Source organism: Streptomyces nigra (assembly GCF_003074055.1).
GTDB classification, from domain to species: Bacteria; Actinomycetota; Actinomycetes; order Streptomycetales; family Streptomycetaceae; genus Streptomyces; species Streptomyces nigra.
This window is the reverse complement of the sequence record NZ_CP029043.1, coordinates 4353377-4375137: the sequence shown is the minus strand read 5'-3', so window position 1 is coordinate 4375137 and position 21761 is coordinate 4353377. Positions and strand designations below refer to the sequence as shown.

The window sequence follows — 21761 nt, the reverse complement described above, 5'->3', positions numbered from 1 at the left end:
TGTTCCGTGGGGCCTGGTCCGTGGGGCCTGACCAGCGCCGGCCGGGCGGTCAGCCCCGTTCCGCCGTCGCGTCGCTCTTACGGCTGTCGTACGCCTCGCGCGCCCGCTGCACGTCGTCCATCCGGCGCTCGGTCCACAGGGCGAGGGCGCGCACCTGTTCGGCGGCCTCGCGGCCGAGGTCGGTCAGGGAGTAGTCGACCCTCGGCGGGATCACCGGTTTGGCGTCGCGGTGGACCAGGCCGTCGCGCTCCAGGGTCTGGAGCGTCTGGGTCAGCATCTTCTCGCTGACCCGCCCGATCGTCCGGCGCAGCTCGCTGAAGCGGTACGGGCGGTCGAGCAGTTCCATCAGGACGAGGACGCCCCAGCGGCTGGTCACATGCTCCAGGACCAGGCGGTACGGGCACATCTCCTCGCCGGCCGTGTACGTGCCGGGCGCCATGCGGGACGTGCCCGCGGCGCCGGGTGCGGTCGAGACGGTACTTACTGCCATGCCCGTACCTTACTTCAAAGTGGGTACTTTCCAACAGTTAGTGCTGGTCCTAGGGTGAGTGACACCGCACCCCACAAGGAGTTCTGATCATGAGCATCGTCGTCACCGGAGCCACCGGGAACCTGGGCCGCCATGTCGTGGAGCAGCTGCTGGAGAAGGTTCCGGCCGACCAGGTCACCGCCGTCGCCCGCACCGCCGAGAAGGCGGCCGACCTCGCCGCACGCGGCGTACGGATCGCCGTCGCCGACTACAACGCGCCGGAGACCTTCGACGGCCTGTTCGCCGCCGGCGACAAGGTGCTCCTCATCTCGGGCAGCGAGGTCGGCGGCGCCCGGGTCGCCCAGCACCGCACGGTCATCGAGGCCGCGAGGACCGCCGGTGTCACCCTCCTCGCCTACACCAGCGCCCCCGGCTCGCTGACCGCCGCCCTCGCCGACGACCACCGGGCCACCGAGGAGGCGCTGCTCGCCTCGGGTGTGCCGTATGTGCTGCTGCGCAACGGCTGGTACCACGAGAACTACACCGAGAACCTCGCCCCGGTGCTGGAGCACGGCGCCGTCACGCACGCCGCCGGTGACGGCCGGGTCTCCTCCGCCGCCCGCGCCGACTACGCGGCGGCCGCCGTCGCCGTACTGACCGGCGAGGGGCACGAGAACACGACGTACGAGCTGGGCGGCGACGTCGCCTGGAGCTTCGGTGAGTACGCGGCGGAGCTGAGCCGGCAGACCGGCCGGGAGATCGCCGAGAACCCCGTCTCCGCCGAGACGCTGACCGGAATCCTGGCCGGTGCGGGGGTCCCCGAGCCGTTCGCCGCGATCCTGGCGGGCGTGGACACCTCGATCGCCAAGGGGGAGCTGGTCATCGACAGCGGTGACCTGTCCCGTCTGGCGGGCCGCCCGACCACACCGCTCGCCGACGCGATCGCCGCCGCGCTCAAGGGCTGAGCCCGGCCCCGCCCACGCCAGGCGCACCCCCGCCTGTCATGACCGTATGGCGATACGGACATGACAGGCGGGGGTCTTCGGCGTTACCTTCGAGCGGGTTCGTGGCAGCGGCCGCGCGACCGGGGTGAGAGCGTGAAGGAGGGGCCGTGACCCGGAAGTCCAGGGGCGAGCGGCACATAGGCCTGCTGAACGGATTCGCGGCGTACGGCATGTGGGGGCTGGTCCCCCTCTTCTGGCCGCTGCTCAAGCCGGCCGGCGCCGTCGAGATCCTCGCCCACCGGATGGCGTGGTCCCTGGCGTTCGTGGCCGTCGCGCTGGTGTTCGTCCGGCGCTGGGCCTGGGCGGGCGAGCTGCTGCGGCAGCCCCGGCGGCTGGCGCTGGTCGCGGTGGCCGCCGCGGTGATCACCGTGAACTGGGGCGTCTACATCTGGTCCGTGAACTCGGGCCATGTGGTCGAGGCGTCGCTCGGGTACTTCATCAACCCGCTCGTCACGATCGCCATGGGCGTGCTGCTCCTGAAGGAACGGCTGCGGCCCGTGCAGTGGGCGGCGGTCGGGATCGGCTTCGCCGCGGTCGTCGTCCTCACGGTCGGTTACGGCCGGCCGCCGTGGATCTCCCTCACCCTCGCGTTCTCCTTCGCCACGTACGGACTCGTGAAGAAGAAGGTCAACCTGGGCGGGGTGGAGTCGCTGGCCGCGGAGACCGCGATCCAGTTCCTGCCCGCCGTGGGCTATCTGGTGTGGCTGTCGGCGCAGGGCGAGTCGACGTTCGCGACCGAGGGCGCCGGGCACATGGCGCTGCTCGCGGCCACCGGCATCGTGACCGCGCTGCCGCTCGTCTGCTTCGGCGCGGCGGCGATCCGCGTGCCGCTGTCGACGCTGGGCCTGCTGCAGTACCTGGCGCCGGTGTTCCAGTTCCTGCTCGGCATCCTGTACTTCCACGAGGCCATGCCGGCCGAGCGGTGGGCCGGGTTCGCGCTGGTGTGGCTGGCGCTGACGCTGCTCACGGCGGACGCGTGGCGTGCCGCGCGGCGGGCCAGGGTCGCCGCCGCGATCGCCGCCGCACCGCGCACTGCGGAGAAGCCGGCCTCGTCGGCTTCGGCGGCCGTGGACGCCTGACACGACAATCCCCGGCGGCTGCGAACGCCTCGCACCGCATTCCTCGACGGCCGTGGACGCCTGACACCGCAATCCCGGGGGCGGCAACGGGATTACGCCGACTGGCGATTCCCGTTGCGCCCCGAACAGCCGCCCCCTACAAGTGGTCGCATGACTCAGGAACCCGCGAACCGCCCCGCCCCGCTGCACTGGAAGGTCGTCGTCGACTGCGCCGACCCGCAGGCGCAGGCCGACTTCTGGGCGGCCGCGCTGCACTACGAGGTCGAGGACAACGACGCGCTCATCGAACGGCTCCTGGAGGCGGGCGCGCTGCCCCGGGAGGCCACCGTCGAGTTCCACGGCCGGCTCGCGTTCCGGGACCTGGTGGCCGTACGGCATCCGGACGACCCGTACGACGAGGACAGCGGGACCGGTCTGGGGCGGCGGCTGCTGTTCCAGCGGGTGCCGGAGCCCAAGACCGTGAAGAACCGGCTGCACCTGGACGTCCACGCGGCGGCCGGGGCGCGCGAGGCCGAGGTGGAGCGGCTGGAGAAGCTGGGGGCGGGCGTACTGCGGCGGGTGAGCGAACCGGCCGGTGAGTGGGTGACCATGACGGACCCGGAGGGGAACGAATTCTGCGTGCAATGAGCTGCACGCCATATCGGCAGAGGTCGCTGCCGCGTGCCGAGTGAACGCTCATCGCCGGGTGAACGCTCGTCACCGGGTGAACGCCGTGTCCGGACGGCACTCTTGACGGAAAGTCAGATTCTGCCTGACCATCCAGTCACCCCATTCACCCGGACCCCTGTGGCCATCCCACAGGATCCCCCTGGACTTCGGGAGCCCCCCACATGAAGCTCTCCGTCTCCGGGCGCGCGACGGCGGCTGGTGCCGTCGCGGTTGCCCTCCTGCTCACCGGCGGATCCATAGCAGGCGCGTCGCCGACGGCTCAGCCCCTCGCCGCCGCGCCCGACATCCCGCTCGCGAACGTGAAGGCGCACCTCAGCCAGTTCCAGTCCATCGCCACGGCCAACGGCGGCAACCGCGCCCACGGCCGCCCCGGCTTCAAGGCGTCCCTCGACTACGTGAAGGCCAAGCTGGACGCCGCCGGCTACACGACGACCATCCAGCAGTTCACGTCGTCCGGCCGCACCGGCTACAACCTCATCGCCGACTGGCCCGGCGGTGACCCCGACCAGGTCCTCATGGCCGGCTCGCACCTCGACGGCGTCACCTCGGGACCCGGCATCAACGACAACGGCTCCGGCTCGGCGGCGGTCCTGGAGACCGCGCTCGCCGTGTCCCGGGCCGCCCACCGGCCGGCGAAGCATCTGCGCTTCGCCTGGTGGGGCGCGGAGGAGCTGGGGCTCGTCGGCTCCCGCTACTACGTCAACAACCTGTCCAGCGCCAACCGCGCGAAGATCACCGGCTATCTGAACTTCGACATGATCGGCTCCCGGAACGCCGGGTACTTCGTCTACGACGACGACCCCACGATCGAGAAGACCTTCAAGGACTACTTCGCCGGTCTCGGCGTCGCGACGGAGATCGAGACCGAGGGCGACGGACGCTCCGACCACGCGCCCTTCAAGAGCGCGGGCGTGCCGGTGGGCGGGCTGTTCACCGGGGCGAGCCGTGCGAAGACCTCCGCACAGGCGGCCAAGTGGGGCGGCACGGCGGGGCAGTCCTTCGACCGCTGCTACCACTCGTCCTGCGACACGACCTCCAACATCAACGACACCGCACTCGACCGCAACAGCGACGCCCTCGCCCACGCGGTGTGGGAGCTGTCCGACTAGGCGCTCGTGAGCGACGGGCGCCGGTGAATATCAGGCGCTCGTAGCGACGAGCGCCCGTCGCGATCAGGCGCCCGTCGCTCCGTCGGCCCGGGCGGCCCGTGCCGCGAGCCGGTCCATACGGGCCCGGGCCGACTCCAGCTCCTCGGCCTCCTCGGCGGTCGGAACCCCCTCGGCGACGAGTTCGCTCCACAGGCCGAGGAGGTTCCGGCCGAGGTCCTGGCCCAGTGCCGGATCCCGGACGGCCCGCCAGGCCGTGGCCGCGCCCTGGAGGCTGCTGTACGACGCCTCCGCGTCCCCGGCCCGGCGGTACGCCCACGCCACGTCGAGGGCCAGCGCGAAGGCACGCTCCGGCTCGCCCGCCAAGTAGGCGATGTAGGCGTCGAGTTCGCGCATCCGGAGCACTTCGGCGTGGTCGGCGCCCAGCAGGGCGGCAGCCTCGGCCACCGTCCGCCCCACCAGCTCGGCCGCCTCGGCGGTCCGCCCCGCGCGCACGGCGTCGTGGACCCGCGCCATCGGCCCGGCGAGCGGCGAGACGTCGGCGGCGGCACCGGGCTGCGACTGCGCGCCGTCGTCGAGCACGGACTCGGCGACGGCGTCGAAGCCTCGGGGCGGCGCGGGCTCGGGGGCCGAGACCGGAAGCGACTCCGGGTCCGATACGGCGGATGCGGTCGGGAGGGGTCGCGGCTCCGGCGCCACGCGTACGTCCGAAGTCCGGGCGTCCGGAGCCGGGGCGTCCGAAGCCCGGGCGTCCGAAGCCCGGGCGCCCGGGGCCGAGGCGTCCGAAGTCCGGGCGCCCGGCGCCGGGGCGTCCGTGGACCCGGCGTCGGCGGCACGCCCGTAGCCGTCCATGACCGGCGGTGGCCCGAACTCCCCCAGCGGGGCCGCGACCGTGCCGGAAGCCGCGTCATCCGTCCGCCGGGACACCGTACGCAGCCGGAACGTGGGCGGCGCGTCCGGCTCGGGCGCCCTCCGTGGCCGGAGGACCCGCGTGGCCCGGTCCTCCTCGGGTTCCACGACGGAAGAGGCGGGCGGCACCGACACACCCGGCGCGTCGGGTACGCGTGCGGGCTCCGTGCGCAACGGCTCGGCGGTGTAGCGGCTGGAACCGTCCTGCTCCACGCACAGCGGCACGACGTACCCGATGCGCTCGTCGTGGACCATCGCGTGCACCGGGTGCCCGGCGGCCACGGCGATCCGGTGCAGGTGGGTCAGCACGGCCCGCTGGATCTCCTCGCCCGGCGCCGCGGTGACGGGCACGCCGCCGATCGACGCGCCGGGCCCGGCGACCGGGACGCGTACGTCGATCGGCGCCGGCGCCACGGATCCCTCGGCGGACGCGGCACGTTTCTGTTCCCGCTTCATCACGCGGCTGAGACGAGACATCGCTTCCTCACTCGCATGCGCCGGGCAGGCGGTCGTTCAGGTCGGACACATCGTGGACGTCGAACACGTCGTCGACGTCGAACACCTCGTCAACGCCGGACACGTCGTACGCGTACTGTCGAGTCTCTCCGGCCGCGGGCGGCGCGGGCGTCACCGGGACGTCACAGACTCGTTCCAGGAGCTTGTGCCACGTCACGGCGTTCTCATGCCTCCCCCACACCGGGATCATGGCGTGACGAGGGAGGAGCGCGGGCATGCGCACCGACATGCGGGAACAGCAGGGGCCGTCCGGCCGGGGCCCGGAGATCTGGCTGCGCGGACCGGTCCCCCTTCCCGACGAACCGCCGCCCCCGTCCCCACCCTCCTCCCGCACCCCCCGGCGCTTCTCCTGGATCGGCCTGCACGGCGGGGCGGGCGTCACGACCCTCGCGACGGTGTACGGCGGCCAGGACTGCGGGCGGAACTGGCCCGGCCCGCACGACCCGCGCTCGGTGCTGCTCGTCGCGCGGACCCACGCGTCCGGGCTGGCCGCCGTGCCCGGCGCCCTCGACCTCTTCCGGCGCGGGGCGGCTCCGCAGGGGCTGGACCTCGAAGGCGTCGTGCTGGTCGCGGACGCTCCTGGCCGGCTGCCGCGCCCCCTCGCCGAGCGCGTCAGCGCACTCGAATCGGTGATCGACGTGTACCGGGTGCCGTGGGTGCCGGACTGGCGGCTCGGCGATCCGCCCGGCCCTCCGGCCCCGCCACCTCGGCAGACGGAGGTGCTGGCGCGGTTGACCGGCCACGGGCGCTGACCCATGCCGGGCCGCAGCCCCACCACATCCGAGGAGCCCGGCTCCCAGCCCCCGATCTCGGCTCGCTCAGCCGTGTCGATCGCCTCGGCCGTCCGGGCGGGGACCGTGCGCGCGGTCGACGTGACCACGGACGCCCTCGCCCGGATCGAGCGCCTCGACCGCGCCCTGTCCGCCTTCGCCGAGGTGTGGGACGAACGGGCACTGGAGTGCGCCCGCGAGGTGGACGCCCGGATCGACGCGGGCGAACACCTGCCGCTGGCCGGAGTCCCGATCGGGGTGAAAGGCCGACACGGGCTGCGTACGGCGGGCCCATTGCTCGCGGCGGGATGCGTGCCGGTCGGCGCGACGTCCGTACCGGGGCCGGGGACCCCGTGGCAGACCTGGGGTGCGGGACGGTACGGCCGTACGGTCAATCCCTGGCGGCCCGACCGTACGCCGGGCGGCTCGTCGGCCGGTTCGGCGGCGGCGGTCGGGGCGGGGCTGGTGCCGCTCGCCACGGGGAACGACGGCGCCGGGTCGGTACGGATTCCGGCCGCGTGGTGCGGGGGCGTCGGCCTGAAGGTGACCAACGGCCGCTTCCCCACCACGGATCCCACCGGGCTCATGGCGCCCGGGGTACTCACGCGGCGCGTGGCGGACGCGGCGGCGTACTGGGGCGTGATGGCGGGAGACACGCGCCCCCGCGCGTTCGAGCCACCCGAGTCGGCCATCCCACCCGAGCCGCCCGCACCCACCGCCCTCTGGTCCCCCGACCTCGGTTTCGCCTGCCCCGATCCGGAGGTCGTGGCGGTGGCGCACGCCGCCACCGCGCGGCTCGCCGAGGCCGGTGTCGTCCGGCTCGTGGATACGGAGCACCCCTTCCGGCTGAAGGACCCGGCCCCGGCATGGCTCGCCCTGCGCAGGCCCGACGCGGACTCCTCCCCCAAGGCCGCCGGGCACATCCGGGCCGTCAACGACCGTCGCCTCGCCGCCCTCTTCGACCGCACCCGCCTGCTTCTGACGCCGACGGCCCCCACCCCGCCGCACGGTCACGAGGGTCCAGGCGACCGGTACTCCACCGCGCTCACCTGGGCGTTCAACCTGAGCGGGCATCCGGCGATCAGCGTACCGGCCGGATTCGGGCCGGACGGCTGCCCGGTGGGGCTGCATCTGGTGGCGGCGCACGGCCGGGAGGCCTCCCTCCTCGCGGTGGCGGAGGCGGCCGAGGGCGTTCTGGGTCCCTGGACAGCTACATGCACACGCATATAATGCAGAGGCACTTAATCGCCGTGCACATCACCTGGGGGACCGATGACCCGCCGCTTCCTGTTCGTCCTCGGCAGCAGCCGTCCGGACGGCAACACCGAACTGCTGGCCCGCCGCGCCGCCGAGCAACTGCCCGAGGGCGTGGAACAGCAGTGGATCGACCTCGCGGCCCACCCGCTGCCCGACTTCGAGGATCTGCGCCACGACAGCGACCATGTGCGGCCGACGGAGGGGAACGTCGCGCTCCTGCTGGACGCCACGCTCGCGGCCACGGACGTCGTGATCGTCTCGCCGTTGTACTGGTACGCGGTGTCCGCGCACGTCAAGCGCTACCTCGACCACTGGTCGGGCTGGCTGCGCACCCCCGGCCTCGACTTCAAGGCCACCCTGGCCGGGCGCACCCTCTGGGGCGTCACCGCACTCGCCCACGACGAGCAGGTGGTCGCCGATCCGCTGATCGGCACCCTCAGCAACTCGGCCGCCTACATGGGGATGCGGTTCGGCGGGGTGCTGCTCGGCAACGGCAGCAAGCCCGGCGACGTACTGCGGGACGAGGAGGCGCTGAGCCGGGCGAAGACCTTCTTCGCCCAGGAGGCACCGCTCGCACGCTTCGCGTACGAGGACCGGGCCGCCTGACCGCTGCACCCGGTACGACTGCGGCCCGACCCACGGGGGGCCGGGCCGCAGTCATCTCACTTCGCGGAGCTACTCGGCCGAGTCGGCCGCCTTCACGAGCGTGGCCTTGTCGACCGCGCCGACGTAGACCTTGCCGTCGTCGGTGATCAGGGCGTTGATCAGGCGAGTCGAGAAGACCGTGCCCGAGCCGAACTTCCCGCCGGCCTTGTCGCCCAGCGAGTCGAGGAACCCGCCCAGGTCGCCGCCGACCTCGGACCCGGACGGAACGCCGGTGCCGCCGGTGTCGAAGACCGCCACCGTGTTCCAGCCCTCGCCGATGATCTCGGGACCGCCTTCGGCCCCCTTGCCGGAGTGACCGGGCGCGGGCGCCTTGGAGCCGAAGCCCTTCTCCAGCTCCTTGTCGAACTCCTTGCGGGCGTCGCCCTCGTCCCCGGCCGACTCGCCCTCCTCGGTGACCTTCGCCCCCTTGGGCGGGGTGAAGTCGAAGGTGGAGGCGGCGGGCTTGGCGAAGCTGACCTGCGTGAAACCGGCGTCGACCACGGCGGAGCCACCGCCGGCCGGGGTCAGCGTGAACTTCAGCGGCAGCCCGGTCTTCGCGTCCACCGCCACGGTGATCGCGCCGACCGTGGTGCCCGACTGCTTCGGCTTGATGAGCAGCCGGTAGGCGTCCCGGCCGGCGACGTGCGCGGTGCCGTCGACGGTGACCGACGTCGTGTCGTCGACCGCCTTCAGCGCCTCCTCGGTGAGCTCCTTGGGGCTGGCCGGGACCTCCTCGGACCTGCCCATGCTCTTCCGCTCCGCGTCGTCGGCGGTGCCGTGGAAGACCTCGTCGGACTTGCTGTCGTAGCCCCAGACGTCCTTGCCGTTGTGGATGAGGCTGTACTCGGAGCCGTTGTCCACGAGGGACAGCTTCTGCCGGTCCTCGCCGTCGACGGCGACGCGCAGGGTGTGAGTGCCGGACGCCAGTTCGGTCAGCCTGGCCGACGGGTCGGCGGAGGAACCGTCGCCCGATCCCGACCCCGTGATGCCCGAGGTGAGGCTCGACTCCAGGCCGCCGAGGTCGGGCAGCCCCAGATCCGTCGTGATCTTGAAGGTGCCGGACAGCTGCTGGACGTCCGACTCGGCGATCTTCTCGATCAGTTGCTGCGCCGTGATCTCCGGCAGGTCCGGGTCCCCGGCGTCGGCGAGCGCCGGGACCAGCCCGATCGTCGCCGCGGCGATCCCCACCACCGTGACCGGGACGACGTACCGTGCGGCCCTGCGCCGGCCCGCACGCGAGTCGTCGCCCTCCCCTGCGGTCGTACTGTCGTCGACTTCGTACGGTGCCATGTGTGCCCTACCTCCGTCGTCGGCGGCGGCCGTCCGTTCCGTCTTCGCGCCCGTGGGTCTCCCGACCCGGCATCCGTCCACCCCTGAGGCCGCCATTCTCACCCGAACCGGTGAGGACTGGGGTTTCCGTGATGTCCATCTGACCAAATCGGGCAGGGAGTTTCGTCAACCTGCGGAGCCAACTCCGCGTACACCTGCGGTATGACGCCGGAGGGGTGGACGTCCCCCGACCCGTAGGGGTCGAGGGAGTGGACGTTGCGAGGGTGCGACGGGGTGGGGGGCCGAGCGCCTCAGCCGGCCCGGTGCACCACGGCGTCGCACAGCTCCATCAGCGCGGCCTTCGCGTCGTTCTCCGGCAGCGGCGCCAGCGCGGCACGCGCGTCCTCCGCGTAGCGGACGGTGTCCCGGCGCGCCTGCTCCAGCGCCGGGTGCCCGCGCAGGGCGGCCAGCGCCTCGGCGAGCCGGTCGTCGTCGCTGAGGTCGGAGTCCAGCAGCTCGCACAGGGCGATGTCCTCCGGCAGCCCCAGGCGCTCCGCACGCTCGCGCAGCCGCAGCACCGGCAGCGTCGGGATGCCCTCGCGCAGATCGGTGCCGGGCGTCTTGCCGGACTCATGGGAGTCGCTCGCGATGTCCAGGACGTCGTCCGCCAGCTGGAAGGCGACCCCGAGCCGCTCGCCGTACTGCGTGAGCACGTCGACCACGGTCTCGTCGGCGCCCGACATCATCGCCCCGAAGCGGCAGGACACCGCGACCAGCGAGCCGGTCTTGCCGCTCAGCACATCGAGATAGTGCTCCACGGGGTCCCGGCCGTCCTGCGGCCCGGCCGTCTCCAGGATCTGCCCGGTGACCAGCCGCTCGAACGCCTCGGCCTGCACCCGCACCGCCTCCGGCCCGAGGTCGGCCAGGATGTGCGAGGCGCGCGCGAAGAGGAAGTCGCCGGTCAGGACCGCGACGGAGTTCCCCCAGCGGGTGTTCGCGCTGTCCACCCCGCGCCGGACCTCGGCCTCGTCCATCACGTCGTCGTGGTACAGCGTCGCCAGATGCGTCAGCTCCACCACCACGGCCGACGGCACGATCCCCGGGGCATACGGGTCCCCGAAGCGCGCGGCGAGCATCACCAGCAGTGGCCTGAAGCGCTTCCCGCCCGCCCGCACCAGATGCTGGGCGGCCTCGGTGATGAAGGGGACCTCACTCTTGGTGGCTTCGAGCAGTCCCTCCTCGACAGCCGCCAATCCGGCCTGGACATCGGCTTCCAGAGCCTGGTCCCGCACGCTCAGCCCGAACGGCCCGACGACGGTCACGAGGGGTCTCCTGTCTGCTGGTGTCTTTCGGCTGGTTACACGGTTTGTCGATAGGTCGCTGCCATCACTCAAGTCAGCGTATCCGGTCACGTTTCGATCACCGATGCCGCCCACCCGTCCACCACGGGCGACATCGGTCCACGGTCGGTATGTTTTTCGATCACCTGATAAGGGTGGAGATTCATCGATTTATCGGCATGTCACTGTGTGTAGCCACGCTGGCACCCGCCACTCCGCATCGCCGATCACGGACCCGCTCCGTACGGCAGCCCGTCTACCCCGGCCCGCCCCGGAGACGCCCTCTCCGCCACCTCCGCCCTGTCCGGCCACTCGGCACCCGCACACCCCCGCGCCCGACACCCACTCAACGACATGCACGGCACGCGAGGTTCCCCGACGTATCCGCAAAACGGACTTTCCGAACTCAAGGGACAGATAGGCGAGCTGACGAGGCCCGTCCGACGAGCAGGCAATAAACGGGGAGTTGGAGCCATTGCCCGATTTGCCGTTGTTGTGATCGCCGTGAGTTGGGTCACGCGACGCCGCCCCCCACCCCTTCCCGCCGGACCCCTTCGTCGCCTTACGACAAAAGCGAGTTGAGCGTTGGCAACCGCAAAGGATCAAGTACCCCATACGCCCCAGACCATGGTCAACTAGCACGTCAGGTGTCTGCGGCACTTGTTCCCGACATGTGCTCTCGCATACGTTCCGCTCTGTCGGGCGGACGCCGAATCCTGCCGCCGCCCGAGTCATCCACCTACGCACTCACGCACGGCAGGAGCGGGGGACCCAGGTAAGTCGCCGTACCGGACGCCTTGATGGCGCCCGGTCCGGCTAGGGGTGAAGTCGCGTCGTCCCACGACGACACGACCGGGCATCTCCCGCCCGAACCCGACAGCTCACCTCGCAGGCGCCGGAGAGGAACGAACAGCGCCATGTCCCGAGGCAAGCACCGCCGCACCCGTACCAGCCCGCTCGCCCGCCGCGTCATCGCCGCCGGCACCGGTACCGCCGCCCTCGCGCTCCCCCTGCTGGGCGCCACCACCGCGAGCGCCGCCGAGCCCGCCAAGGTCTCCACCGTGGCCAAGACCGGCTCGGTCAGCTACACCACCAAGAAGGGCGACACCCTCTACGGGATCGCCGACCGCTACGACGCCAAGGGCGGCTGGCGTCAGCTCTACAAGGACAACCGCAAGGCCATCGGCGACAACCCCCGGCTGATCCACCCGGGTGTCGACCTGAAGGTCCGCGCCACGAAGAAGGCCACGCCTGCCAAGGCGAACACCGCGTCCGCCCCCGTCAAGAAGTCCGCCGTCGCCCAGGCCACCCAGGCCTCCGCGAAGACCTACGCGAACAACCTCGACGGCTGGATCCGCGAGGCGCTGGACATCATGGCGCAGAAGGGGATCCCCGGCAGCTACGAGGGCATCCACCGCAACATCATGCGGGAGTCCTCGGGCAACCCGGCCGCCATCAACAACTGGGACTCCAACGCCGTCGCGGGCACCCCGTCCAAGGGCCTGCTCCAGGTCATCGACCCGACCTTCGCGGCGTACCACGTGGCGGGCACCGCGTACGACCCCTTCGACCCGGTCGCGAACATCACGGCCGCGTGCAACTACGCGGCCGCGCGCTACGGCTCGATCGACAACGTGAACGGCCCCTACTAGGCCCCACGTTTTCCGGCCCACGTCCCGGCCGTGTTCCGCCGGCGCTTCCCCTGTCCGACAGATCTAGTGGGGGAACTCGGCCAGGCTGCAGGCGAAGAGTCTCTCGAGGACGACGGCGATGCCGTCGTCCTCGTTGGACAAGGTGATCTCGTCCGCGACCGCCTTGAGCTCCGGGTGCGCGTTGGCCATCGCCACCCCGTGGGCCGCCCAGTCGAACATGGGGATGTCGTTGGGCATGTCCCCGAAGGCGATCGTCTCGTGCGGGCCCAGACCGAGGTGCTCGGCGGCGAGCGCGAGGCCGGTCGCCTTGGTGATGCCGCATGGCTGGAGTTCGACGGTGCCCGGCCCCGACATGGTGACCGTCGCCAGCGAACCCACCACCGCGCGGGCCGTCGCCGCCAACTCGTCGTCGGTCAGCGTCGGATGGCGCAGCAGCACCTTGCTGATCGGTTCGCACCACAGGTCGTCGCGGTGCCGCACCCGCACGGCCGGCAGGGTGGGGTGCGGCATCAGATACCCCGGCTCGATGAGCGTGAGCCCGTCGACGCCGTCCTGGTCGACCGCCGCGTACACCTGTCCCACCTCGGCCTCGATCTTGCCGAGGGCGGTCTCCGCCAGGTCCCGCTCCAGGGTGATGGACCACAGCAGACGGTTCCGGCCGGCGTCGTAGAGCTGCGCGCCCTGTCCGCACACCGCCAGTCCCCTGCTGCCCAGCACGTCCAGGAGGGGCCGCACCCTGGGCGCCGGGCGTCCCGTCACCACCAGGTGCTGGGCACCGGCCACCGCCGCCTGCGCGAGGGCCGCGAGGGACCGGTCGGAGAGCGTGTCGTCACCTCGGAGGAGGGTCCCGTCCAGGTCAGTGGCGATGAGTGAATATGCGATCGGTGCGGCCATGATCAGAGAATACGGACAGGAAGGCCCATCGACTCGACCTGAACCGGACGGCTGCTCGGTTCACATGAGTTGACACTCGTTCCGGTCCCAGTTGTGTCCAAGCGCGCACAACCAGCGCCCGTTTATGGCGATTTCGCCCCACGCGATCATCCCGGTCTTTCTCTCGGCCGTCCTGTCGGCCTTCTTGTCGGCCTTCCTGCGGGCGAGTTGGGGCCGCTCCCCGGTGACGATGCCTGTGACGACACATGTGATGACGCGTGCGACGCCACGGCCGGCCCCGGCCACCTGGGGCGGAGCCGATCGCCCTCCCCGGCGTCCCTGGCATGTTCACCCTGCCCAAGACAGCCACCTCACCCGTAACGTGGGCCCGACCACATGGCTTACGGAGCGTATGAGAGTGAGGCAGCACCCCATGCCCCCCTTCGATCTCCCCGAGGGCGACCCCTTCGGCGCGCACAACCTGCCGTACGGCGTCTTCTCCCTCCCGGGCACGGACTCCGCGCGCCGGGTGGGCGTCCGGCTCGGCGACCACGTCCTCGACGCGGGCCGCGCGGCCGAGGCGCTCGGCTCGCCGTACGCCCCGCTGCTCGCCCAGGAGTCGCTGAACCCGCTGCTCGCCGCGGGCCGCACCACCTGGTCGGACGTCCGGCGGGCGCTGACCGCCTGGGTGACGGTGCCGGCGCACCAGGAGGTGGTCGCGGACCTGTTCCACCCGCTCTCCTCCGTGACGCTGCACCTTCCGTTCGACGTCGCGGACTACGTCGACTTCTACGCCTCCGAGAACCACGCCCGGAACGTCGGCCAGATCTTCCGCCCGGACGCCGAGGACTCCCTCACCCCCAACTGGAAGCACCTGCCGATCGGCTACCACGGCCGCTCCGGCACGGTGGTCGTCTCCGGGACGGACGTCGTCCGCCCCTCCGGCCAGCGCAAGGCCCCCAGCGACCCGGCGCCGGTCTTCGGCCCGTCCGTCCGCCTGGACATCGAGGCCGAGGTCGGCTTCGTCGTCGGCAAGCCGTCCGCGATGGGCGCCCCGGTCCCGCTCGGCGACTTCCGTGAGCACGTCTTCGGCCTGTGCCTGCTGAACGACTGGTCGGCGCGCGACATCCAGGCCTGGGAATACGTCCCCCTGGGCCCGTTCCTCGGCAAGTCCTTCGGCACGTCGGTGTCGGCCTGGATCACCCCGCTGGACGCCCTGGAGGACGCCAGGACGGCACCGCCCGAGCGCACCCACCCCCTGCTGCCGTACCTCGACGACTCCGGCGCCGGGATCGAACCCGGCGGCTACGACCTGCGGATCACCGTGACCGTCAACGGCCATGTGATCTCCGAGCCCCCCTTCTCCACCATGTACTGGACGGCCGCCCAGCAGCTCGCCCATATGACGGTGAACGGCGCCTCCCTGCGCACCGGCGACCTGTACGGCTCCGGCACGGTCAGCGGCCCCACCGAGCGCGAGCGCGGCTCCCTCCTGGAGCTGACCTGGAACGGCCGCGACCCGCTGGAACTCCCGGACGGCAAGCGGACGTTCCTCGAGGACGGCGATGTGGTCACCCTGTCGGCGTGGGCGCCCGGGCCGGGTGGCGTGCGCGTGGGCCTGGGCGAGGTCACCGGCCGGATCGTGGCCGGCTGAGGCACGGTCACCGAGTGAGCGGGGTGTGCCTGTCGAGTCGGTCACGACCGTGGCTCCGTCGGCTCTTTCCCGCTGACTCCCGCCGGGCTCACCGTCATACTGGCTGGCGGTGGGAAGCGCGTCCCTCGGGGCGATCGCGGCCCACCGCCCCGCACCGTCGTCCGCGCACCTTCCTTCACCAGGATCCGGAGCCTCCGGCATGACCGTCTGCCTGCTCCTGCTGAGCATCGTCGGCCTGACGGCCGCCATTCCCGTCCCGCGTGCGCTGACCCGGGCCGCCTGGCCGGAACGGGACCCCGTGGTCGCGCTGTGGGTGTGGCAGTGCCTCGTCGCCACCGTCCTGCTGTGCTGCCTCACGGCGCTCGCCCTGGGCACCGCCGCCGTCTTCGGCACCGCCCGCGCCCAGTTGTTCGCCCCGGCACCGCCGTCCGTGACGGAGGCGTACGACCTCTCCGCCGCGCCGGCCTGGTCCGCGCTCCTCACCCTTCTGCTGGCGTGCGGGGCGGCCTGGACGACCGCGATGCTGGGGCGCGAGCTCGTCGAGGCGCGCCGGCGCCGCGGCCGCGCCCGGGCCCAGCTGCGCGAACGCGCCCCCGACCTGCCGGCCGGCCTCGGCTCCACCCGCGGCCCGCTGCTGGTGCTGGAGGACGAGTACCCGGACGCCTGGTGGATGCCGGGCAGCCCGCCGCAGCTGATCGTGACCACCGGCGCCCTGCACCGCCTCACGGACCACCAGCTCGACGCCGTCCTCACCCATGAGCGGGGCCACGCCCGCGCCCACCACGACTGGCTGCTGCACCTCTCCACCGCGCTCGCCACCGGCTTCCCCCGCGTCCCGTTGTTCGCCCACTTCTGCGACCAGACGCACCGCCTGGTCGAGCTGGCCGCCGACGACACGGCGTCCCGCCGCTGCGGCCATCTGACGACGGCCCTCGCCCTGATCGAGCTCAACCAACACCGGGGCGTGCTGTCCTGCGCCTCCACCCACCGGCTGCTGGGCGAACGCGTCGACCGTCTGCTTCAGCCGCCCCCGCGACTGGGCCGCCGTGACCGCGCGCTGACCACGACCCTGGCGGCCCTGGTCCCGCTGGTCCCCCTGCTGATCACCTTCGCGCCGGGGCTCCTCACGCTGTCCTAGCGAGGACTCACTCCCAGCCGTCGGGCTCCGGCTCCTCCTGCGCCCAGTCGAAGTCGTCCGCCGCGGGCCGGTCCACGGACCGCGGTGCGGAGTCCGATGCGGAATCCGAAGCGGACTGCGGAGCGGCCTCGGTGGCTCCAGGCGCCGTCAGCCCCGCCAGCACCTCGACCACCCCTTCCCCGTACGTCGCCCGCTTCTTCTCGCCGACGCCGCTGATCCCGCCCAGCTCGGCCACCGAGGTGGGCCACACCGTGGCGATCTCGCGCAGCGTGGCGTCGTGGAAGATGACGTACGCCGGGACGCCCTGTTCCTTCGCCTGTTCGGCGCGCCAGGCGCGCAGGGCCTCGAAGGCCGGCACCAGCTCCTGCGGCAGCTCGGCGGCGGGGCTCTTGGCCTTGCGGTCGCCACGTCCGGAACCGGAGCCCGACCGCGTGGACGCCGGTTTCTTCGGCTCCTTGCGCAGCGGCACCTCCCGCTCCCGCCGCAGCACCGAGCCGCTGGCCTCCGTCAGCACGAGCGTGCCGTACTCGCCCTCGACGGCGAGCAAGCCCTGGGCCAGCAGCTGGCGGATGACGCCCCGCCACTCGCCCTCGGTCAGCTCCTCGCCGATGCCGAACACGGAGAGCTGGTCGTGGTCGAACTGGATCACCTTGGCGGTGCGCCGCCCCAGCAGGATGTCGACGATCTGCAGCGCGCCGAACTTCTGCCCCCGCTCGCGCTGCAGTCGCACGATCGTCGACAGCACCTTCTGCGCGGCCACGGTGCCGTCCCAGGTCTCGGGTGGCGTCAGACAGGTGTCGCAGTTCCCGCAGGCGCCCGCCTCGGGGTCCTGGCCGAAGTAGGCGAGCAGCTGGCCGCGCCGGCACTGGACCGTCTCGCACAGCGCCAGCATGGAGTCGAGGTGGGCGGCCGCCCGGCGCCGGAACGCCTCGTCGCCCTCGCCCAGCTGGATCATCTTGCGCTGCTGGATGACGTCGTTGAGGCCGTAGGCCATCCAGGCCGTGGAGGGCAGGCCGTCACGCCCGGCGCGGCCGGTCTCCTGGTAGTAGCCCTCGACGGACTTGGGCAGGTCGAGGTGGGCGACGAACCGTACGTCCGGCTTGTCGATGCCCATGCCGAAGGCGATGGTCGCCACCACGACCAGGCCCTCCTCGCGCAGGAACCGGGACTGGTGGGCCGCGCGCGTCGCCGCGTCGAGGCCCGCGTGGTACGGGACCGCCTCGATGCCGTTGCGTGAGAGGAACTCGGCGGTCGCCTCGACCGACTTCCGGGACAGGCAGTACACGATGCCCGCGTCGCCGGAGTGCTCCTCGCGCAGGAAGCTCAGCAGCTGCTTCTTCGGGTCGGCCTTCGGCACGATCCGGTACTGGATGTTGGGCCGGTCGAAGCTGGCGACGAAGTGCCGGGCGTCCGGCATGCCCAGCCGCTGGGTGATCTCCTGGTGGGTGGCCCGGGTGGCGGTCGCCGTCAGGGCGATCCGGGGCACGTCCGGCCAGCGCTCGCCCAGCAGGGACAGGGAGAGGTAGTCGGGGCGGAAGTCATGGCCCCACTGCGAGACGCAGTGCGCCTCGTCGATGGCGAACACCGAGATCTTGCCCCGGGAGAGCAGATCCAGCGTCGCGTCGAGCCGCAGACGCTCGGGGGCCAGGTAGAGCAGGTCCAGCTCCCCCGCCGCGTACTGCGCCTCCATGACCCGGCGCTCGTCGAAGTCCTGTGTGGAGTTGATGAACCCGGCGCGCACGCCGAGCGCCCGCAGCGCGTCCACCTGGTCCTGCATGAGGGCGATCAGCGGGGAGACGACCACGCCCGTGCCCGGTCTGACCAGGGAGGGGATCTGGTAGCAGAGGGACTTGCCGCCGCCGGTCGGCATGAGCACGACCGCGTCGCCGCCGGCCACGACATGGTCGATGACGGCTTCCTGCTCACCCCGGAAGGAGTCGTATCCGAAGACGCGGTGGAGCGCCGCCAGCGCCTCGCTGTCGCCTGTCCGGTCCGCCTCGGTCACCGCTGGCATCTCGCTGATCACGCCCGTCGCACCCATCGCCGTGTCCCCCGCCCGTCGTCCCTCGACCACTGCCTCCACGATAGGGGTCCGCACCGACAGCCCCCCGGGTTATCCACAGGCTCACCCTTCGGGAACGGGAACGGCCCGGCTCCCTCGGAAGGAAGCCGGGCCGTCCGCACGGGGCTCGGTCAGCGCACGAAGACGCCCGCCTGGCTCGCCAGGTCCAGGAAGTACTGGGGCGCCACGCCGAGGACCAGGGTGACCGCCACGCCGACGCCGATCGCCGTCATCGTCAGCGGGGACGGCACCGCGACCGTCGGTCCCTCGGGCCTCGGCTCGCTGAAGAACATCAGCACGATGACCCGGATGTAGAAGAACGCGGCGATCGCGGACGAGATCACACCGACCACGACCAGCGGGGCCGCCCCGCCCTCGGCCGCCGCCTTGAACACGGCGAACTTCCCGGCGAACCCGGAGGTCAGCGGGATGCCCGCGAAGGCCAGCAGGAACACCGCGAAGACCGCCGCGACCAGCGGCGAGCGGCGGCCCAGACCGGCCCACTTCGACAGGTGCGTCGCCTCGCCGCCGGCGTCGCGCACCAGCGTCACCACCGCGAACGCGCCGATCGTCACGAACGAGTAGGCGCCCAGGTAGAAGAGGACGGACGACACCCCGTCCGGCGTGGTCGCGATGACACCGGCCAGGATGAACCCGGCGTGCGCGATCGACGAGTACGCCAGCAGCCGCTTGATGTCGGTCTGGGTGATCGCGATGATCGCGCCGCCCAGCATGGTGACGATCGCCACGCCCCACATGACCGGCCGCCAGTCCCAGCGCAGCCCCGGCAGCACGACGTACAGGATGCGCAGCAGCGCGCCGAACGCGGCCACCTTCGTCGCCGCGGCCATGAAGCCGGTGACCGGTGTCGGGGCGCCCTGGTAGACGTCCGGGGTCCACATGTGGAACGGCACCGCGCCCACCTTGAACAGCAGGCCCATGACGATCAGTGCGGCGCCGACGAGCAGCAGCGCGTCGTTGCCCATGGTGTTCGCGAGGGCCGGGGTGACCTCCGCGACGGTGCCGTCGACGACCCGCGCGATCGTGCCGTACGACACGGAGCCCGCGTAGCCGTAGAGCAGGGCGATGCCGAACAGGGTGAACGCGGACGCGAAGGCTCCCAGCAGGAAGTACTTGACCGCGGCCTCCTGCGACATGAGCCGCTTGCGGCGGGCCAGCGCGCACATCAGGTACAGCGGGAGGGAGAAGACCTCCAGGGCGATGAACAGTGTCAGCAGGTCGTTGGCCGACGGGAAGATCAGCATGCCCGCGACGGCGAACATCAGCAGCGGGAACACCTCGGTGGTGGTGAACCCGGCCTTCACGGCGGCCTTCTCGCTGTCGCTGCCCGGCACGGACGCGGCCTGGGCGGCGAAGGAGTCGACGCGGTTGCCGTGCGCCGCGGGGTCGAGCCGGCGCTCGGCGAAGGTGAACAGGCCGACGATGGCCGTCAGCAGGATGGTGCCCTGCAGGAACAGGGCGGGTCCGTCGACGGCGATCGCGCCCATGGCGGCGATGCCCGACTTGGTCGTGGCGTACCCGCCGGCGGCCAGCGCGACGACCGCCGCGAAGGACGCGATGAGCGCCACGACGGCGACGAACACCTGAGCGTAGTAACGGGACTTGCGCGGGACGACGGCCTCGATCAGCACCCCGATGATCGCCGCGCCGACGACGATCAGGGTGGGCGAGAGCTGTGCGTACTCGATCTTCGGCGTGTCGATCTTCGAGATCGGGTCGGCCGCGGTTGTCCACAGGCTGTGGACGGCTGATGCGCTCACTTGGCCGCCTCCACCTCGGGCTGGGGGTCCTTCTTCTCAACGTCGGACAAGGTCTGCTTGACCGCCGGGTTCACGATGTCCGTGACGGGCTTCGGGTAGACGCCCAGGAAGACCAGCAGGACGATCAGCGGCGCGACGACCGCGATCTCGCGCACCCTGAGGTCCGGCATCGCGGAGACCTCCGGCTTCACCGGGCCCGTCATCGTCCGCTGGTAGAGGACGAGGGTGTAGAGCGCGGCGAGCACGATGCCGAAGGTGGCGATGATGCCGATCGCCGGGTACCGCGTGAACGTGCCGACGAGGACCAGGAACTCGCTGACGAACGGCGCGAGACCCGGCAGCGACAGTGTCGCGAGGCCACCGATCAGGAAGGTGCCGGCGAGCACCGGGGCGACCTTCTGCACCCCGCCGTAGTCCGCGATGAGCCGCGAGCCGCGCCGGGAGATCAGGAATCCGGCGACCAGCATCAGCGCGGCCGTCGAGATGCCGTGGTTGACCATGTAGAGCGTCGCCCCGGACTGGCCCTGACTGGTCATCGCGAAGATGCCCATGATGATGAAGCCGAAGTGCGAGATCGACGCGTAGGCGATCAGGCGCTTGATGTCCCGCTGGCCGACCGCGAGCAGCGCCCCGTAGACGATGCTGATCAGCGCCAGCACCAGGATGGCCGGCGTGGCCCACTTGCTGGCCTCCGGGAAGAGCTGGAGGCAGAAGCGGAGCATCGCGAAGGTGCCGACCTTGTCGACGACCGCCGTGATGAGAACGGCGACCGGGGCGGTGGCCTCCTGCATCGCGTTCGGCAGCCAGGTGTGCAGCGGCCACAGCGGCGCCTTCACCGCGAAGGCGAAGAAGAAGCCGAGGAACAGCCAGCGTTCGGTGTTCGTCGCCATGTCCAGCGAGCCGTTGGCGCGGGCCTCGGCGATCTCCTGGAGGCTGAAGTTCCCGGCGACGACGTACAGGCCGATCACCGCGGCCAGCATGATCAGTCCGCCGACCAGGTTGTAGAGGAGGAACTTCACCGCGGCGTACGACCGCTGCGTCGACGCGACCTTCTCCCCGTGCTCGTGGGCACGGTCCCCGAAGCCGCCGATGAGGAAGTACATCGGGATGAGCATGGCTTCGAAGAAGATGTAGAAGAGGAAGACGTCGGTGGCCTCGAAGGAGAGGATCACCATCGCCTCGACGGCCAGGATCAGGGCGAAGAAGCCCTGCGTCGGCCGCCACCTCCGGCTTCCCGTCTCCAGCGGATCGGCGTCGTGCCAGCCCGCGAGGACGATGAACGGGATCAGCAGCGCCGTCAACGCGACGAGCGCCACCCCGATGCCGTCCACGCCGAGCTCGTAGCGGACCCCGAAGTCGGCGATCCAGGAGTGCGATTCGGTGAGCTGGTAGCGGTCGCCGTCCGGGTCGAACCGGACCAGGACGGCGATCGCGAGGGCGAGTGTGCCGAGGGAGAAGAACAGCGCCAGCCATTTGGCGGCGGTGCGCCGGGCGGCCGGCACGGCGGCCGTGGCGATCGCCCCGATCGCCGGGAGCGCCGCCGTGGCTGTCAGCAGGGGAAAGGACAT

The 21761-nt window shown here is 71.6% G+C and carries 19 protein-coding genes and 1 riboswitch; of the genes, 10 read left to right on the top strand and 9 right to left on the bottom strand.

Annotation, left to right across the window (positions count from 1 at the left end):
* Positions 1-49: 49 nt before the first annotated feature.
* Complete coding sequence (locus DC008_RS20355) at positions 50-439, bottom strand: winged helix-turn-helix transcriptional regulator (protein WP_108708203.1); 390 nt, start codon at positions 437-439, stop codon at positions 50-52.
* Between the two features lie 140 nt (positions 440-579).
* On the opposite strand from DC008_RS20355, the gene DC008_RS20350 reads away from it, so the two are divergent.
* The 4 genes from DC008_RS20350 (at position 580) to DC008_RS20335 (ending at position 4330) form a co-directional block, all read left to right on the top strand.
* The gene (locus DC008_RS20350; protein WP_108708202.1) at positions 580-1434 is read left to right on the top strand and encodes an SDR family oxidoreductase; all 855 of its coding nucleotides are present in this window, start codon (positions 580-582) and stop codon (positions 1432-1434) included.
* A 209-nt stretch (positions 1435-1643) separates the two neighbouring features.
* Positions 1644-2552 (top strand): EamA family transporter RarD, encoded by a 909-nt coding sequence (gene rarD / locus DC008_RS20345; protein WP_382106232.1) that lies wholly within the window; start codon positions 1644-1646, stop codon positions 2550-2552.
* Between the two features lie 150 nt (positions 2553-2702).
* Positions 2703-3179 (top strand): VOC family protein, encoded by a 477-nt coding sequence (locus tag DC008_RS20340; protein WP_108708200.1) that lies wholly within the window; start codon positions 2703-2705, stop codon positions 3177-3179.
* A 203-nt stretch (positions 3180-3382) separates the two neighbouring features.
* On the top strand, positions 3383-4330 hold the full coding sequence (locus DC008_RS20335; protein ID WP_108708199.1) for a M28 family metallopeptidase: 948 nt from the start codon (positions 3383-3385) through the stop codon (positions 4328-4330).
* Between the two features lie 63 nt (positions 4331-4393).
* Here the strand turns inward: DC008_RS20335 and DC008_RS20330 are convergent, their stop codons facing one another.
* Together DC008_RS20330 and DC008_RS20325 are read right to left on the bottom strand one after the other, a co-directional pair.
* Positions 4394-5713, bottom strand: a complete 1320-nt coding sequence (locus tag DC008_RS20330; RefSeq protein ID WP_108708198.1) for a hypothetical protein — start codon at positions 5711-5713, stop codon at positions 4394-4396.
* 7 nt (positions 5714-5720) lie between these two features.
* Positions 5721-5981: a hypothetical protein gene (locus tag DC008_RS20325; RefSeq protein ID WP_123954017.1), complete on the bottom strand. Its 261-nt coding sequence runs from the start codon at positions 5979-5981 to the stop codon at positions 5721-5723.
* Here DC008_RS20325 and DC008_RS20320 point away from each other — a divergent pair.
* The 3 genes from DC008_RS20320 to DC008_RS20310 are packed head-to-tail and all read left to right on the top strand — an operon-like array spanning position 5968 to position 8385.
* Positions 5968-6504 carry a DUF6668 family protein gene (locus tag DC008_RS20320; RefSeq protein ID WP_108708196.1) on the top strand — a complete coding sequence of 179 codons (537 nt, stop codon included), beginning with the start codon at positions 5968-5970 and terminating at the stop codon, positions 6502-6504. The two genes, DC008_RS20325 and DC008_RS20320, sit on opposite strands and share 14 nt — an antisense overlap.
* A 3-nt stretch (positions 6505-6507) precedes the next feature.
* On the top strand, positions 6508-7752 hold the full coding sequence (locus tag DC008_RS20315; RefSeq protein ID WP_108708195.1) for an amidase: 1245 nt from the start codon (positions 6508-6510) through the stop codon (positions 7750-7752).
* Positions 7753-7794: 42 nt separating this feature from the next.
* Positions 7795-8385 (top strand): flavodoxin family protein, encoded by a 591-nt coding sequence (locus DC008_RS20310; RefSeq protein WP_108708194.1) that lies wholly within the window; start codon positions 7795-7797, stop codon positions 8383-8385.
* 69 nt (positions 8386-8454) lie between these two features.
* Here DC008_RS20310 and DC008_RS20305 read toward each other — a convergent pair whose 3' ends face one another.
* Both DC008_RS20305 and DC008_RS20300 read right to left on the bottom strand, forming a co-directional pair.
* Positions 8455-9714: a LolA family protein gene (locus DC008_RS20305; RefSeq protein ID WP_108708193.1), complete on the bottom strand. Its 1260-nt coding sequence runs from the start codon at positions 9712-9714 to the stop codon at positions 8455-8457.
* Positions 9715-10004: 290 nt separating this feature from the next.
* Positions 10005-11015, bottom strand: a complete 1011-nt coding sequence (locus tag DC008_RS20300; RefSeq protein ID WP_108708192.1) for a polyprenyl synthetase family protein — start codon at positions 11013-11015, stop codon at positions 10005-10007.
* A 752-nt stretch (positions 11016-11767) separates the two neighbouring features.
* Positions 11768-11943, top strand: a riboswitch (cyclic di-AMP (ydaO/yuaA leader).
* 7 nt (positions 11944-11950) lie between these two features.
* Here DC008_RS20300 and DC008_RS20295 point away from each other — a divergent pair.
* Positions 11951-12685, top strand: coding sequence for a transglycosylase SLT domain-containing protein (locus DC008_RS20295; protein WP_108708191.1), 735 nt, complete (start codon positions 11951-11953; stop codon positions 12683-12685).
* 63 nt (positions 12686-12748) lie between these two features.
* Here the strand turns inward: DC008_RS20295 and DC008_RS20290 are convergent, their stop codons facing one another.
* A complete protein-coding gene (locus DC008_RS20290; RefSeq protein ID WP_108708190.1) occupies positions 12749-13579 on the bottom strand; it encodes an HAD family hydrolase in 831 nt (276 codons plus the stop codon).
* Positions 13580-13991: 412 nt separating this feature from the next.
* Between DC008_RS20290 and fahA the strand changes: the two genes are divergently transcribed.
* Positions 13992-15212: a fumarylacetoacetase gene (gene fahA / locus DC008_RS20280; RefSeq protein ID WP_108708188.1), complete on the top strand. Its 1221-nt coding sequence runs from the start codon at positions 13992-13994 to the stop codon at positions 15210-15212.
* A 199-nt stretch (positions 15213-15411) separates the two neighbouring features.
* Positions 15412-16350: a M56 family metallopeptidase gene (locus DC008_RS20275; RefSeq protein WP_108708187.1), complete on the top strand. Its 939-nt coding sequence runs from the start codon at positions 15412-15414 to the stop codon at positions 16348-16350.
* Between the two features lie 7 nt (positions 16351-16357).
* Here the strand turns inward: DC008_RS20275 and recQ are convergent, their stop codons facing one another.
* From recQ to DC008_RS20260, 3 genes are all read right to left on the bottom strand, one after another.
* Positions 16358-18391, bottom strand: a complete 2034-nt coding sequence (recQ, locus tag DC008_RS20270) for a DNA helicase RecQ (protein WP_108708186.1) — start codon at positions 18389-18391, stop codon at positions 16358-16360.
* Between the two features lie 152 nt (positions 18392-18543).
* A complete protein-coding gene (gene nuoN / locus DC008_RS20265) occupies positions 18544-20193 on the bottom strand; it encodes an NADH-quinone oxidoreductase subunit NuoN (protein ID WP_108708185.1) in 1650 nt (549 codons plus the stop codon).
* The gene (locus tag DC008_RS20260) at positions 20190-21761 is read right to left on the bottom strand and encodes an NADH-quinone oxidoreductase subunit M (RefSeq protein WP_108708184.1); all 1572 of its coding nucleotides are present in this window, start codon (positions 21759-21761) and stop codon (positions 20190-20192) included. Before DC008_RS20260 ends, nuoN begins: the two co-directional genes overlap by 4 nt.